At 73.5% G+C, this 14,471-nt stretch carries 10 protein-coding genes; 7 read left to right on the top strand and 3 right to left on the bottom strand.

Features of this window, described 5'->3' with window-relative positions; all coding sequences use genetic code 11:
- Positions 1-31: 31 nt before the first annotated feature.
- Positions 32-4,819, bottom strand: coding sequence for an ATP-dependent helicase (locus ASD62_RS18555; protein WP_056917695.1), 4,788 nt, complete (start codon positions 4,817-4,819; stop codon positions 32-34).
- 109 nt (positions 4,820-4,928) lie between these two features.
- Here ASD62_RS18555 and ASD62_RS19945 point away from each other — a divergent pair, with 109 nt between their 5' ends.
- Genes ASD62_RS19945 through ASD62_RS18520 form a run of 7 tightly spaced genes read left to right on the top strand, consistent with a single transcriptional unit; the run spans position 4,929 to position 11,350 of the window.
- The gene (locus ASD62_RS19945; protein ID WP_082581060.1) at positions 4,929-6,878 is read left to right on the top strand and encodes a glycoside hydrolase family 3 N-terminal domain-containing protein; all 1,950 of its coding nucleotides are present in this window, start codon (positions 4,929-4,931) and stop codon (positions 6,876-6,878) included.
- 25 nt (positions 6,879-6,903) lie between these two features.
- Positions 6,904-7,125: a DUF3046 domain-containing protein gene (locus ASD62_RS18545; RefSeq protein ID WP_056917694.1), complete on the top strand. Its 222-nt coding sequence runs from the start codon at positions 6,904-6,906 to the stop codon at positions 7,123-7,125.
- A complete protein-coding gene (locus tag ASD62_RS18540) occupies positions 7,122-8,162 on the top strand; it encodes a nitronate monooxygenase family protein (RefSeq protein WP_235529271.1) in 1,041 nt (346 codons plus the stop codon). The genes ASD62_RS18545 and ASD62_RS18540 overlap by 4 nt, the downstream gene beginning before the upstream one ends.
- A 33-nt stretch (positions 8,163-8,195) precedes the next feature.
- A complete protein-coding gene (locus ASD62_RS18535) occupies positions 8,196-9,131 on the top strand; it encodes an ABC transporter ATP-binding protein (RefSeq protein ID WP_056917693.1) in 936 nt (311 codons plus the stop codon).
- Positions 9,131-9,976, top strand: coding sequence for an ABC transporter permease (locus tag ASD62_RS18530; protein ID WP_056917692.1), 846 nt, complete (start codon positions 9,131-9,133; stop codon positions 9,974-9,976). Before ASD62_RS18535 ends, ASD62_RS18530 begins: the two co-directional genes overlap by 1 nt.
- Entirely contained in the window at positions 9,973-10,827 is an 855-nt protein-coding gene (locus tag ASD62_RS18525; protein ID WP_056917691.1) for an ABC transporter permease, read from the top strand. The genes ASD62_RS18530 and ASD62_RS18525 overlap by 4 nt, the downstream gene beginning before the upstream one ends.
- Positions 10,828-10,882: 55 nt before the next feature.
- Positions 10,883-11,350, top strand: a complete 468-nt coding sequence (locus tag ASD62_RS18520; RefSeq protein ID WP_056917690.1) for a GNAT family N-acetyltransferase — start codon at positions 10,883-10,885, stop codon at positions 11,348-11,350.
- Between the two features lie 8 nt (positions 11,351-11,358).
- On the opposite strand, the gene ASD62_RS20530 is transcribed toward ASD62_RS18520, so the two are convergent.
- Both ASD62_RS20530 and ASD62_RS18510 read right to left on the bottom strand, forming a co-directional pair.
- Positions 11,359-13,830, bottom strand: a complete 2,472-nt coding sequence (locus tag ASD62_RS20530; RefSeq protein WP_056917689.1) for a caspase family protein — start codon at positions 13,828-13,830, stop codon at positions 11,359-11,361.
- Positions 13,806-14,213, bottom strand: a complete 408-nt coding sequence (locus tag ASD62_RS18510) for a hypothetical protein (protein ID WP_056917688.1) — start codon at positions 14,211-14,213, stop codon at positions 13,806-13,808. Before ASD62_RS18510 ends, ASD62_RS20530 begins: the two co-directional genes overlap by 25 nt.
- Between the last annotated feature and the right edge of the window lie 258 nt (positions 14,214-14,471).

Below are 14,471 nucleotides of genomic sequence, written 5' to 3'. Positions count from 1 at the left end.
ACGACGCCGACGCGCCCACCAGCGGAACGGCTCATCGCCGCAACCGCAGCCCGCGAGGGGTGGCGTGGAAGCCGGCGTTGGCCAGGGCCGCCACGAGCGGGTGCTCGGACCCCAGCAGGGCCCCGCCGTCGGCCTTCTCGACCGTCAGCCGGCCGAGGGCACCTTCCCGTACCGCGAGGGCCAGCGCGTCGGCTGCTCCCTGGAGGCGCATCGGGTCGTCGGTCCAGGACAGGAGCGTCTTGCCACCGCGCTCGACGTAGAGCACCAGCTCGCCGTCGACGAGCACCACCAGGGCTCCGGCCTTGCGACCGGGCTGGTGACCCTTGCGGCCTCCGGCTGACCCGCGGGCGGCCTTGCCCGCCTCGCTGTCGGCCGGGTCGTCCTCGTCCCGGGTGACGCGGTCGGGCCATGGGAGGGCCGCGCCGTAGGCGTTGGCAGGGTCGGTCGCAGCGAGCACCAGGGCGGGACCCTGCTGCTCGTCGGGGTCGCCGCCCGGCTGCCGTGCACCCGCACGGATCCGGTCGATGGCCCCGGTCGTCGAGAACTGGGCCGCACCGAGGGACTCGACGAAGTACCCGCGCCGCACCCGCCCGGACTCCTCCGCAGCAGCCAGCACCCGGTAGACCCCGGCGAACCCGCCGGGGACGTCCTCGGCGACGACCGAACCCCGGGTGACGACGCCGTACCGGTCGAGGAGCACCTCGGCGGTGGCGTAGGCCCGCACCGTCGCATCGCCCTCGGTCTCGGGGAGCAGCGACCAGCGCCCGGCGCCGGCCGGTGGGCCGGAACGGGCCGGCAGGGACGGACGACCCAGGCCGCGTCGTCCCGACAGGGTGCCCAGCGAACCCTGCCGCCCGGCATACCGCGAGGAACGGGGACCGGACGTGCTGCGGCGGTGGGCCGTGCGGCCGCCGGAGAGCAGCGCCCGGAGCGGAGCGATGGTGTCACCGCTCAGGTGCCCCGCCCAGACCAGCGCCCAGAGGTCGGTGAGCACCTGCTCGTCGTCGGTGCTGCCGACGGCGTCGGAGAGGGTGCGGAAGAAGTAGGCGCCGCCCCCCGACAGCGCCTCGACCATGGCCTGCTGCGACTCGCTCAGGGTCTCGTCCGCCGGCGGGGGCATCGTGAGGTGCGCCGTGTCGGCGAGGTGGAGGGAGACCCAGCCGTCGTCGCCGGGGAGCGACCCGTGACCGCGCCACAGCACCTCGCCGCTGCTGGTCAGCTCGTCGAGCAGGGACGCGGTGTACCCGGCCACGCGGGTCGGCAGGACGAGGGTCTCCAGTGCGCTCGCCGGGAGCACCGCACCGGCGAGCTGCTCCACGGCGCGGATGAGTCCGTCGCGACCGCGCAACCCACCACCGACGCCCTGCCACTGCGGCAGGAACCGCGCGAGCTCGACCGTCGCGACCGGCTCGACCTCGGCGCGCAGCGCTGCCAGCGAGCGACGGCGCAGCATCCGCAGCACCTCGGCGTCGCAGTAGTCCAGGCCGTGCCGGCCGCCGCCGTTCTCCAGCGGGAGCAGCTCACCCTCGACGACGCGGCCGGAGGCCACGAGCCGGCGCAGGGTGTCGAGCGCGACGGCTGGTCCCACCCCCCACCACGCGGCGACCGTGGACACGGGGAACGGGCCGTGGGTGCGGGCGAACCGGGCGACGAGGTCACCGAGCGGGTCGGGGACGGGCTCGAGGAAGGCCTGGGGGACGCCCACGGGCAGCGAGGCGCCGAGGGCGTCGCGAAGTCGACCGGCGTCCTCGATGGCGGCCCAGCGCTCCTCGCCGGCAACACGGACCCGGATCAGGCGGCGCGCACCCTCGAGGTCGACGAGCCAGCCGCCGATGTCCTTGTGGGACAGGGCCTCCTGCGACCGACGCTGGATCTCGGACAACGACAGGGGACCGAGCACGCGGAGCAGGTCGGCGATGTCCTCGGCGTCCCGGCAGGCGCGCTCGGGCACGAGGCGCTGGAGCTCGTTCTCGGTGCGGGTGACCTGCTCGGGGTCGAGCAGGTCGCGCAGCGACAGGCCCTCACCCCGCCCGAGCAGCTCGGCGAGCAGGGTGGGGTCGAGGGACAGGGCGGCTGCGCGCTTCTCCGCCAGGGGCGAGTCACCCTCGTAGAGGAACTGCGCGACGTACCCGAACATCAGGGACCGGGCGAACGGCGAGGGCTGGCGCGACTCGACGTCGACGAGGGTGACCTCGCGCGACTCGACGGCCTTCATCAGGGTCTCGAGCCCGGGCACGTCGAACACGTCCTGGACGCACTCGCGCACGGTCTCGAGGATGATCGGGAACGAGGCGTACTGGCTGGCGACCTCGAGCAGCTGGGCGGCTCGTTGACGCTGCTGCCACAACGGTTGGCGGCGGTCGGGGCGACGTCGGGGGAGCAGCAGGGCACGCGACGCGCACTCGCGGAACCGGGCGGCGAACAGGGCCGACCCGCCGATCTCCGAGGTGACGCGGTCGTGCACCTCGTCAGGGTCGAGGCGCACCAGCTCCATCAGCTCGGCGCCGACCCCGCGCCCGTCCTCGAACTCCAGGTCGGGCAGCCGGAACACGATCCCGTCGTCACCGTGCATCGCCTGCACGTCGACGCCGAACCGCTCACGCATCCGCGCCGAGACGCACAGCGCCCACGGAGCGTGCACCTGGCCGCCGAACGGCGAGTGGACCGCGACCCGCCAGTCGCCGATCTCGTCGCGGAAGCGCTCGACGACGATCGTGCGGTCGTCGGGGACGTGGCCGGTGGCCTCCTTCTGCTCACGCAGGTAGGCGAGCAGGTTGTCGGTGGCCCATTCGTCGAGGCCGGCCGCGGTGACGCGCTCCCTGGCCTTGGCGTCGCTCAGGCCCACCACCTCGCGGACGAACGCCCCCACGGCCCGACCGAGCTCGGCCGGACGACCGAGCTGGTCGCCCTTCCAGAACGGGAGCTTGCCCGGCATCCCGGGGGCCGGGGTGACGAGCACCCGGTCGTGGGTGATGTCCTCGATCCGCCAGGTGGACGTGCCGAGGGTGAAGACGTCGCCGACGCGCGACTCGTACACCATCTCCTCGTCGAGCTCGCCCACGCGCCGACCGGCACCCTCGGACGAGGCGAGGAACACGGCATACAGGCCGCGGTCGGGGATGGTGCCGCCGGAGGTGACGGCGAGGCGCTGGGCGCCGGGGCGCCCGCTGAGGACACCGGTGACGCGGTCCCAGACGATGCGCGGTCGCAGCTCGGCGAACTCGTCGCTGGGGTAGCGGCCGGACAGCATGTCGAGGACCGACTCGAGGATCGAGCGCGGCAGCGACGAGAACGGTGTGGCTCCGCGCACGACCTTCTCGAGGTCGTCGACGGTCCAGTCGTCGAGGGCGCACATGGCCACGATCTGCTGGGCCAGGACGTCGACGGGGTTCGCCGGGACGCGCAGGGACTCGATGGCGCCCGCCCGCATGCGTTCCACGACGACCGCCGTCTGGACCAGGTCGCCGCGGAACTTCGGGAACAACACGCCCCGGGAGACCGCTCCGACCTGGTGACCGGCCCGGCCCACGCGTTGCAGCCCGCTGGCCACCGACGGTGGGGACTCGACCTGCACGACGAGGTCGACCGCACCCATGTCGATGCCGAGCTCGAGGCTCGAGGTCGCCACGACGGCCGGGAGGCGACCCGCCTTGAGGTCCTCCTCGATGAGCGCCCGGTGCTCCTTGCTCACCGACCCGTGGTGGGCGCGGGCGAGCACGGCCGGCGCCCCGTTCGTCGAACCGGCCTGGGCCATCATCTGGGCCGGGGTGCGGGACCCGGCAGCCCCTCGACGCTGCTCCGCCGCCGACGGGGCGGTGGTCGCAGCGCCCGTGAGCTCGCTCCCCGACTCCTCGGCCTCCGCGCGCTCCGCGGCGACCTTCTCGAGGCGTTCCTCCCAGATCTCGTTGAGGCGGCTGGTGAGCCGCTCGGCGAGGCGGCGCGAGTTGGAGAACACCAGGGTCGAGCGGTGCGAGGCGATGAGGTCGACGATCCGCTCCTCGACGTGCGGCCAGATCGAGGCGCGGCGCTCGCCACCCGCCGCGGGCCCGGAGAGGTCGTCCTCGATCACCTCGCCCAGGCTGGACATGTCGGCGATGGGCACGACGACGTCGAGGTCCCACTCCTTGGTTGACGGCGGTCGCACGATCTCCACCGGCCGGCCACCGGCGAGGTAACGGGCGACCTCCTCGACGGGCTCGACCGTGGCGGACAGCCCGATCCGCTGGGCGGGTGCGTCCAGGAGGGCGTCGAGCCGCTCGAGGGTCAGGGCGAGGTGGGCGCCGCGCTTGGTGCCCGCGACGGCGTGCACCTCGTCGAGGATCACCGTCTCCACACCGGCGAGGGCCTCGCGCGCCTGCGAGGTGAGGATGAGGAACAACGACTCGGGCGTCGTGATGAGCACGTCGCTCGGGGTGCGGGCGAACGCGCGCCGCTCGTTGGCCGGGGTGTCGCCGGAGCGCACCGCCACCGTGATCTCGGGCTGCGGGAGGCCGAGCCGGGTGGCCGCGTGACCGATGCCGACCAGGGGTGAGCGCAGGTTGCGCTCGACGTCGACGGCGAGGGCCTTCATGGGGGAGATGTAGAGGACGCGGCAGCGCTTGAGCTTCTCGGGCGGTGGCGGGGTGCTCGCCAGCCGGTCCAGCGCCCACAGGAACGCCGACAACGTCTTGCCCGAACCGGTGGGGGCCACGACGAGGGCGTGCTGCCCCGAGCTGATCGCCTCCCAGGCCCCGGCCTGCGCCGCGGTGGGCTCGCTGAAGGAACCGCGGAACCACTCCGCGGTGGCGGGGGAGAAGCGCTCGAGGACGTCGGAAGCCATGTGCTGGACAGCCTGCCACGGGCCACCGACACCTGCTGCCGGCCGGCCCGTGGGACAACCCTCGCCGCCCCCGCGGCGTCCTACTGTGTATGGCGAGCGGTCGCCATACGTGACCGAGGACGAGGGGGACGGCATGCGGGTGCGGCGCACGGCGACGGTGCTGGTTGCGGGTGTGGTGAGCGGCGTGGTGGTGCTGGCGGGAAGCGGTCCGGCCACGGCTGCGACGGTGCCGACGCGGTCGGCACCGGCCCAGGAGGTCTTCGCCCGGATGACCACGGCCCAACGGGTGGGTCAGCTGTTCATGGTCGGGACGCCCGCCACGGGGGTCAGCTCGGCAGTCTCCTCGGCCATCGCGAACCAGCACGTGGGCTCGGTCATCCTCACCGGGCGCAGCACGGCCGGCGTCACGGCCACGAGGTCCGTCACCACCGCCCTGCAGTCGCGGGCCACCGCTGCAGCCACGGCCGGGGTTCCGCTCGCCGTCGCCACCGACCAGGAGGGCGGTCTCGTGCAGGTGCTCAAGGGCACCGGGTTCTCCGCGATGCCCAGCGCCCTGGACCAGGGCCGCTCGACCGCGACGGCTCTCAAGGCCTCGGCGACGACCTGGGGGCGGCAGCTCGCCTCGGCAGGCGTCAACGTGAACCTGGGGCCGGTCGCCGACACGGTCCCGAGCGCGGCGTTCGCCCCGCACAACGCCCCCATCGGCGCGTTCGACCGCGAGTACGGCTACACCCCGGCGACGGTGGGCTCCCACGCGGCCGCGTTCGCAGCGGGGATGCGTGCTGCCGGGGTGATGCCGACGGCGAAGCACTTCCCCGGTCTCGGCCGGGTCACCGCCAACACGGACACGACCGCGAACGTCAAGGACACGACGACGACACGCACCGATCCGTACGTCGCGCCGTTCCGCACCACCGCCGCGGGTGGGGCCGAGTTCCTCATGACCTCCTCGGCGATCTACACCAGGATCGACGCCAGCCGGCCCGCGGTGTTCTCGCCCACGGTCGTCACGGGCATGGTGCGCCACGACCTGGGATTCGAGGGCGTCGTGATCTCCGACGACCTCGGGCACGCCCAGGCGGTGGGTGCCTGGACCCTGGGGCAGCGGGCGGTCGACTTCATCCTGGCCGGCGGCGACATGGTGCTCACCGTCGATGCCGCCCAGGCCCCCGCGATGGTGTCGGCGGTGCTGGCCAGGACGTCGTCGGACTCCTCCTTCCGGGCCCTGGTGGACACGGCGGCCCTGAGGGTCCTCACGGTCAAGCAGCGGATGGGCCTGCTGCGCCCCACCGGGGCGGTCCGGGCGACCGACGTCGACGAGGACGCCGGCTCGGACGTCGTCGGGCGGGCCACGGACGGCTCGCTGCGCCTGCTCCGCGGCGACGACCGTGGGGGCTGGAAGGCCGTGACGACACCGGCCGCGCCGTCGTTCGCCGCCGCCGACCTCGTGCTGAGCGCGGGTGACCTCGACGGCGACGGCCACACCGACCTGCTGGCACGGCGTTCGTCCGACGGTGCACTCCTGTTCCACCGGGGCACGGGACGGGGCGGCTTCGGTTCCGGCACGGTCATCGGCACGGGGTGGAGCAGCCTCACGGCGATCGTCGCGCCCGGTGACGTCAGTGGTGACGGCCGTCCCGACCTGCTGGCCCGCGACGCCTCCGGCGCCCTGCGCCTCTATCGCTTCGGTACGGGCGCCAGGTTCCTGCCCGGGACCACCGTCATCGGCACGGGGTGGGGCGGCCTGGACCGCATCCTCGCCGTGGGTGACTTCGACCGTGACGGCCACGCCGACCTCGTGGCACGGCTCGCCTCCGACGGCAGCCTCCGGCTCTACCGGGGGACAGGGGCGAGCGGGTTCCACTCCGCGGTGACCATCGGCAGCGGCTGGGGTGGCTTCGACACCCTCGTCGGTCCCGGGGACCTCGACGGGGACGGCCTCTCCGACGTGCTCGCACGCCGGCCCTCGGGCGCCCTCAGCCTCTACCGCGGCACGAGGTCGGGCCTGCGGCCGGGCACGCCGGCAGGGACCGCCGCGGGACTGGCCCTCTTCGGCTGACGGCGGGGGTGCCTAGACTCGCGACGTGCGACTGAGCAAGTTCTGGGACCTGATGAACGACGAGTTCGGCGAGGGCTACGCCAGCTCCCTCGCCCGGCACCACGTGCTGGGCGTGCTCGGTGACCGCACGGCGCTCGAGGCGATCGAGGCGGGCGAGAGCCCGCGCAACGTCTGGGCGGCGATCTGCGACGCCATGGACGTGCCCGAGGCGCGTCGCCTCGGGGTGGAGCGGAAGCCCGCGCGGTGACGTCCGGGCGCACCGCGGTCGGGCCGCTCGTCCTCGCCCCCATGGCGGGCGGGCCGAGCACGGTGGCCCTCGCCGCGGCCGCCGCAGAGGGCGGCGTGTTCCCGTTCCTCGCCGGGGCCTACCTCGCTCCCGACCGCCTCGCCACCGACCTCGACGAGCTGCGCGACGCGTCGCCGCACCCGTTCGGGGTCAACGTCTTCGCGCCGTCCCCCGACCATCCCTCGATGCTCGAGGACGCCCACCGGTATGCCGCGCTGCTCGCTCCGTGGGCCGCCTCCGCCGGGGTGCGGCTGGGGGTGCCGCGGTACGACGACGACGCCTTCGCGGCGAAGGTCGACCTCCTCGTCGAGGCGGCCCCGGCGGTCGTGAGCTTCGCGTTCGGGTGGCCACCGGCCGAGGTGGTCGAGCGGCTGCAGGCGGTCGGCACGTTGGTGTGGGTGACCGTGAACGACCCCGCCGAGGCGGACTGGGCCCGCGAGCTCGGGGTCGACGGCCTCGTCGCGCAGGGCTGGGAGGCCGGGGGCCACCGAGGTGGGCCGGTCGACACCGGCGAGCCGCAGCCCCCGGTCCGCGACCTCGTGACAGCCCTGGTGGCCCGGACCGACCTGCCCGTCGTCGCGACGGGAGGGGTGGTCGACGGCCGCGGCGCGGCCGACCTGCTGGCCCTGGGCGCATCCGCGGTGGCCCTGGGCACTGCGTTCCTCGCCTGCCCGGAAGCGGGTACGGCGCCGGTTCATGTGCACGCCCTGACCCACCGCGACGGCACCGTGGTCACGCGGGCGTTCACCGGTCGCAGCGCACGGGCCCTCGCCACCACGTGGACGGACCTGTTCACCGAGGCCGCCCCCGCGGCATACCCGCACGTGCACCACGTGACCGCACCGTTGCGGGCGCACGGGAAGGCGACGGGGGAGGCCGAGCTCGTCCACCTGTGGGCGGGCACCGGGCACCGGCAGGTCCGGCCGCTGCCGGCGGCCGAGCTGGCTCGCACCCTCGTCGCCGAGCTCGAAGGGGCGCGCGACCCGAAAACCCGGTGAGCGGTGTCGGGGGACCTCGCTAGGTTGGGGCGAGTGAGTGGTGACGACGAGATCCTGCTGCGGGCGCGAGGGCTGACCAAGACGTTCGGGGACTTCACGGCGGTCGACGGGATCGACTTCGCGGTCCGCAAGGGGGAGTGCTTCGGGTTCCTCGGCCCGAACGGTGCAGGCAAGAGCTCCACGATGCGCATGGTCGGCTGCGTCTCGCCGGTGACCAGCGGTGAGCTGAGGCTGTTCGACCTCGACCCGGCCACGGACGGCCCGGCGATCCGCGCTCGCCTCGGCAGCTGCCCGCAGCGCGACACCCTCGACGAGGAGCTCACCGTCCAGGAGAACCTCTGGATCTACGGGCGGTACTTCGGCCTGTCCCGCAAGGAGGTCCGGTCCCGCGCGACCGAGCTGCTCGACTTCGCCCAGCTCACCGAGCGGGCCGGTGACAAGGTCGAGCCGCTCTCCGGCGGCATGAAGCGCCGACTCACCATCGCGCGCTCCCTCATCAACTCACCCGAGATCCTGCTGCTCGACGAGCCGACCACCGGGCTCGATCCCCAGGCCCGACACGTGTTGTGGGACAGGCTGTTCCGGCTCAAGCGGTCGGGGGTGACGCTAGTCCTCACGACCCACTACATGGACGAGGCCGAGCAGCTGTGCGACCGGCTCGTCGTCATGGACCACGGTCGGATCGTCGCCGAGGGGTCGCCGCGCCAGCTCATCGACGAGCACTCGACCCGCGAGGTGCTCGAGCTGCGGTTCGACGCCGACGACCACCATGGCCACGCCGACGCGGTCGCGGGGATCGGCGACCGCGTCGAGGTGCTGCCCGACCGGTTGCTCGTCTACGCCGACGACGGTGATGCCGCTGCCGCCCAGGTGCACGCCCGCGGCGTCCAGCCGCTCTCGTCCCTGGTCCGGCGCTCGACCCTCGAGGACGTGTTCCTCACCCTGACCGGGCGGACGCTGGTGGACTGATGGCACTCGACGACCCGGTGACCCGTGACGACGCGCTCAGCCGCTCCACCCGCGGCCTGCGCGAACCCCTGTCGGCGACCGAGCGCGTCCTCGCCGTCGTCGGCTACCACGCGACCGTCTACTCGCGGACGTGGCGCGGCAGCATCATCTCCAGGCTCCTGTCGCCCGTGCTCTTCATGCTGTCCATGGGCATCGGTCTGGGCGCGCTGGTCGACGACCGGGCCGGGGGCATCGACGGCCGCCCCTACCTGCACTTCGTCGTCCCGGGCATCGTCGCCACGCAGACGATGTGGGTGGCGTGGAGCGAGTCGAGCTACCAGGTCCTCGGCTACATCAAGTGGAACATGGGGTACCACGCGCAGCTGGCGACGCCGCTGCGCGTGCGTGACGTCCTGGCCGGCCACTTCCTCGCGATCACCGGTCACCTGGTGGTGGCGACGACGCTGTTCATGGCGGTGGCCGCGCTGTTCGGCGGGTTCGACTCCTGGTGGGCGGTGGGGTGCCTGCCGATCGGGGTGCTCACCGGGTTGGCCTTCACGACACCGATCTTCGCGTTCACGGCGACCCAGGAGGGTGACAACGGCTTCAACATCCTCTACCGCTGGATCATCACCCCCCTCATGCTCTTCTCCGGCACGTTCTTCCCCGTCGACCAGCTCCCGGGGTGGATGCAGCCGGTCGCCTGGGTGACGCCGCTGTGGCACGGCGTCGAGGCCTGCCGGGCGGTGGCCGGGGGCTCGGTCGCGGTCCTGCCGTTCGTGGGCCACCTGCTCGTGCTGCTCGCGTATGCCGCCGCGGGCTGGCTCCTCGCCGAACGCACCTTCACGCGGAGGTTGGCCTCATGACGACGACGCGCACGACCCGACCCGCGCGACCCGGCGGCCGTCCCGGAGGTGTCGGGCGGCTGGCCCGCGCGCTGCCCATGCCCGCGGGTGCGGGACTCGCGCGGATGCTCGTCGAGCGCAACATCACCTCGTTCCGACACGGTTGGATCGCGCTCGTCACCGGCTTCGCCGAGCCCGTGTTCTACCTGTTCTCCCTCGGCATCGGCATCGGCGCCCTGGTCCGCACCGTGACGACCGACTCGGGGATGACCGTCACCTACCCGCAGTTCGTCGCCCCGGCCCTGCTGGCCGCCTCGGCGATGAACGGAGCGGTCATGGACTCGACGTTCAACGTCTTCTTCAAGCTCAAGTACGCCAAGCTCTACGACGCAGTCCTCGCCACGCCCATGGGGCCGCGGGACGTCGCCGTGGGCGAGATCAGCTGGTCGCTCATCCGCGGCGGGATGTACTCCGCCGCGTTCCTCGTCGTGGCCCTCCTCGCCGGTGCGGTGCGGTCGTGGTGGGCCCTGCTCGCCCTGCCGGCCGCGATCTTCATCGGCTTCGCGTTCGCGGCCGTGGGGATGTTCGCGACGACGTTCATGCGCTCGTGGGTCGACTTCGACTACATCACCCTGGCGATCCAGCCGATGTTCCTGTTCTCGGCGACCTTCTTCCCCCTGTCGACCTATCCCGACGCCCTGCAGTGGTTCGTGCGCCTCACCCCGCTCTACCACGGGGTCGCGCTGGAGCGCGCCCTCATGCTGGGCGACGTCGGCTGGGGCGTGCTGGCCCACGTCGGCTACCTCGTGGTCCTCGGGGTCCTCGGTGTCGTGGGGGCCTCCCGGCGGCTCGAGCGCCTGCTGCTGTCCTGAGCTCGTCACGGGAGGGCGGCCTCGCGGGGCCGACCTCGACGCCTAGCATCGGCGCATGGACGAACCCGTGGACCAGGCCTCGGACGTGGTGCGTTCGGCGCCCTTCGCCGACCTCGACCCGCTGACGGCCTACGGGCTGTGGGCCCTGCGCTCGGAGGTCTTCGTCGTCGAGCAGGACTGTCCCTACCTCGACCTCGACGGCCGCGACCTCGCGCCCCGCACGCGTCACCTCTGGATCGACCGGGCCGGTGCACCGGTGGCGACCCTGCGGGTGCTCGACGACGAGGCCGACGGTGGCGCCCTGCGCATCGGCAGGGTGGCGACGGCCCGCGCCTGGCGCGGCCGCGGCCTCGCCGCCCGTCTCGTCACTGCAGTCCTGGACGGGGCGGGGGAGCGGGACGTGGTGCTCGACGCCCAGTCCCACCTCGTCGACTGGTATGCCGCCTTCGGTTTCGTGCCGAGCGGGCGAGGGTTCGTCGAGGACGGCATCCCGCACACGCCGATGCGGCGGGCCGGCGGCTAGTCCGGAGGTCAGTCCTGCTCCTGGTTCTCGACCGGACCGTCTTCGCCTCCCGGGCGGACGGCCACCGCGATGACCACGAAGGCGGCGAGGGCGAGCAGGGCGTACGGCACCCCATACAGCGGGAAGCCCCCGCGCCTGAGCAGGCGCCAGTAGGCGACGACCGTGCCGGCGGCCGCGAACGACCAGCCGACCAGCAGGAGGCGTCCCAGCACGCTGGGCCGCACCACGGTGGTCAGCAGTGGGGCGAGCACGACGAGGACGATCATCTCGATGTCGTGGGCGGCGTTCCCCGGTTGGGAGCTGCCCACGTTCGCCGCGGCCACCCGCACGAAGGGGACGGCTGCGAGGAGCCCGACCACCCCCGTCAGGGCGGCGCTGCTCCACGCGGGCGGCGCCACCACCAGGGAGTGCTCGCGGCGGAGGATGACGAGGGCCCCGGCCCCGACGACCACGAGGCCGATGAGGCCGCCGAACTCGAGGAAGAACCCTGCACCGAGGTTGGCGGTGCCCTCGGCGTGCCAGATGCGAGGCAGGTCCCACACGCCCCAGAGGGCAGCCGTCGCCGCGCCGGTGACCAGGGCAGGTCCGACGTGTGTCCACCGGTGCAGCCGCAGGGTGAGGATGCCGCCGGCCAGGCCGACGAAGCCGGGGAACAACCAGGCCCACACGAGGTCGGGCTCCACCAGGGCCTGCGTACCACCCGTGAACCGCACCGCGAAGGTCGCGACGATGGCACTCCCCGAGCTCACGACCGCTGCGCGTCCGACGGCCCGAGCCCGCGGCGACGGGGCAGCCGGGGACGGCCCCGTTCCTGCGCTGTCAGGGGCGCGGAGTCGACCCAGGAGCGCCGTCACCCCCGCAGCCAGGGTCGTCAGGCAGCCCGCGAGGGCGACCCAGATCCCGACGTCGACCTCGCTCGACCCCAGGTCGGAGGACGCGTCGAGGATCATCACCAGGGCGACCGCCGCTGCGACCGCTGCGGCTGACACCACCCAGCGCCAGGGCGCGAAGAGTGCGCGGAGGTACAGGGTGCCGAGCGCCACGACGACGCAGACAGCGCCCACGACGAGGAGGACCGTGGACAGCCGCGGGTCGAACGCGTGCGCGTCGTCGCCGCGGACGAAGTACGGCAGGAGGGCGGAGAGCAGCGTCAGGGCGCCACCGGTGAGGGTCGTCCGACCGGCCGAGACCCGCTGGCGGGTCGCGCGTGGGTCGTGCGCCGCCGACCCCGCCGACTCCGCGACCGACCCGGTGACCACTGGCGTGACCGACCCGGTGACCACTGGCGTGACCGACCCGGTGACCCCTGGCGTGGCGGACGGGGTGGCCAAGGGGGCGGGGGACGGGGTGGCCCTGGCGGTGGCGGCGCGCCGCTCCGTCCGTGGAGCGGCGGGGGCCCGTGCCGGGGTGGCCGGGGGCGCGGTGTCCTCGGGTCGGGAGTCATCCCGCGGCGGGGACTCAGTCACGGTCTCGGTCACAGGCGTCGGCACCGTCGGGTGACCCGGGTCGAGCGCGGCGCGGGCCGCGTCGGCCACGTAGGACGTGTCGGAGCGCGCGATGTCCTCCAGCGCCTCGCGCGCACCCAGGGAGACCCCCGGGTCGACGTTCGCGAGGCGCGCCCGCAGCTCACCGACCGCTCCCAGCCGGGTGTACATGTTGTCGTCCTCCACGGCCGCCCGGAGGTCTGGTGGCAGCGGGACCGCCCGGACCCGCTTGCGCCGGCTCCTCGCGACGTAGAGCTCGCCCTGGAGTTCGATGTCCCGGCTGGGCGTCTGGTTCGGGTTCTGCGCTCGGACCTGGTCGAACACGTAGTCGTAGAGCTCGTTCAGCGAGACCAGACCGTCCTCGTCCCGGTCGGCGGCACCGGTGCTGAGGCCCTGGACCAGCGCGGCGGTGAACACCGACGGCTGGACCTGATCGTCGGTGGCCAGCGCGCTGCCCTCGAAGGCGTACTCCATCGCGCTGGACGCGGTGATGACCGCGCGGCCGCGGCCGCCGCCCAGCTTCCCGGCGGGGAAGCTGTCGAGCACGTTCGCCGGGCCGGCGGCCCGGACCGCGACCCCTTCCCCGAAGGCGCCGCCGTAGCAGCAGTCGAGGAACAGCACGATGCTGCGAGCCCTGGATCCCCGCATGCACCGCTGGACGAAGTCGGCGGAGACGGCGGTGGACGCCAGCCGGTCCGGGCGGGTGTTGGTGGCGGCGAGGAACAGCTCCCCGGAGTCGCTCTTGAGTCCGTGGCCGGAGAAGTGCAGGAGGAGCAGGTCCTCGGGCCGTCCTTCCGCGAACAGGTCCTCCACCTGGGCCTGCACGGTGTGGGAGGGCGCGTTGTGCACGACGCGGACCTCGAACCCCCCGACCTGGGGATCGCCCAGCACGGCGGCCAGCGCCTCCGCGTCCGCCGCGGGGGCCTGCAACCGGCTCAGCCCGGTGTGCTCGAACTCGTCGCTCGCGACGATCAGGGCGGTGCGTCGGCCGTCCACGACGGCGCCTTCCCTGCGTGGCGGGCCAGGAAGAGGGAGACCAGCCGGTCGTTCTCGGCCGGGGTCGCACCGGACAGCTCGAGGACGTCACCCTCGAGCTCGAGGTGGATGCTGCGCGGCGCCTCGTGACCGCGGTCGAGCCAGGCCCGGACCGCCGCGACCAGGGCGGTGAGGCCGCCGGACCCCATGAGGGCCACGACGAGGGTGCTCACGGTGGGGGCGTCGACACCGCGGGCGCCGGGAGGAGCGTGCTGCGACGGGCCGGGGCGCACGTCCGCGCCGTCGAGCTGCCCGAGCTCGTCACGCAGCAGCCGGGCGAGCTGGTCGAGACGGGTCCGGTCGGACCCGGCTTCGGCCAGCGTCAGGTGCACCGTGGGCTCCATCGGCCCGCCTCCTGGCTCGTGTTCCCTGCACCACCGATGCTACTGCTGCCGACCCGCGGCGTGTCGCGCGTGTCGTGTCGGACTTCGAACAGATGTTCGGTATGTTCGTCCACAGGTGGAACCCCCGCAGGACCACCGTCCACAGGCCGCAGACCGGCCCGGGACGGCTGTCGGTGGAGACACCTAGCGTCTGACCCGACAGCAGCTGACAGCGACCGGGTCGAAGGCAGGCGCGCCCGACTCGACATGGAAAGAAGG

The organism is Phycicoccus sp. Root563 (assembly GCF_001427915.1).
Taxonomy (GTDB): Bacteria; Actinomycetota; Actinomycetes; order Actinomycetales; family Dermatophilaceae; genus Pedococcus.
The sequence above is the reverse complement of the archived record's forward strand: the minus strand, read 5'-3'. Positions and strand labels throughout refer to the sequence as shown.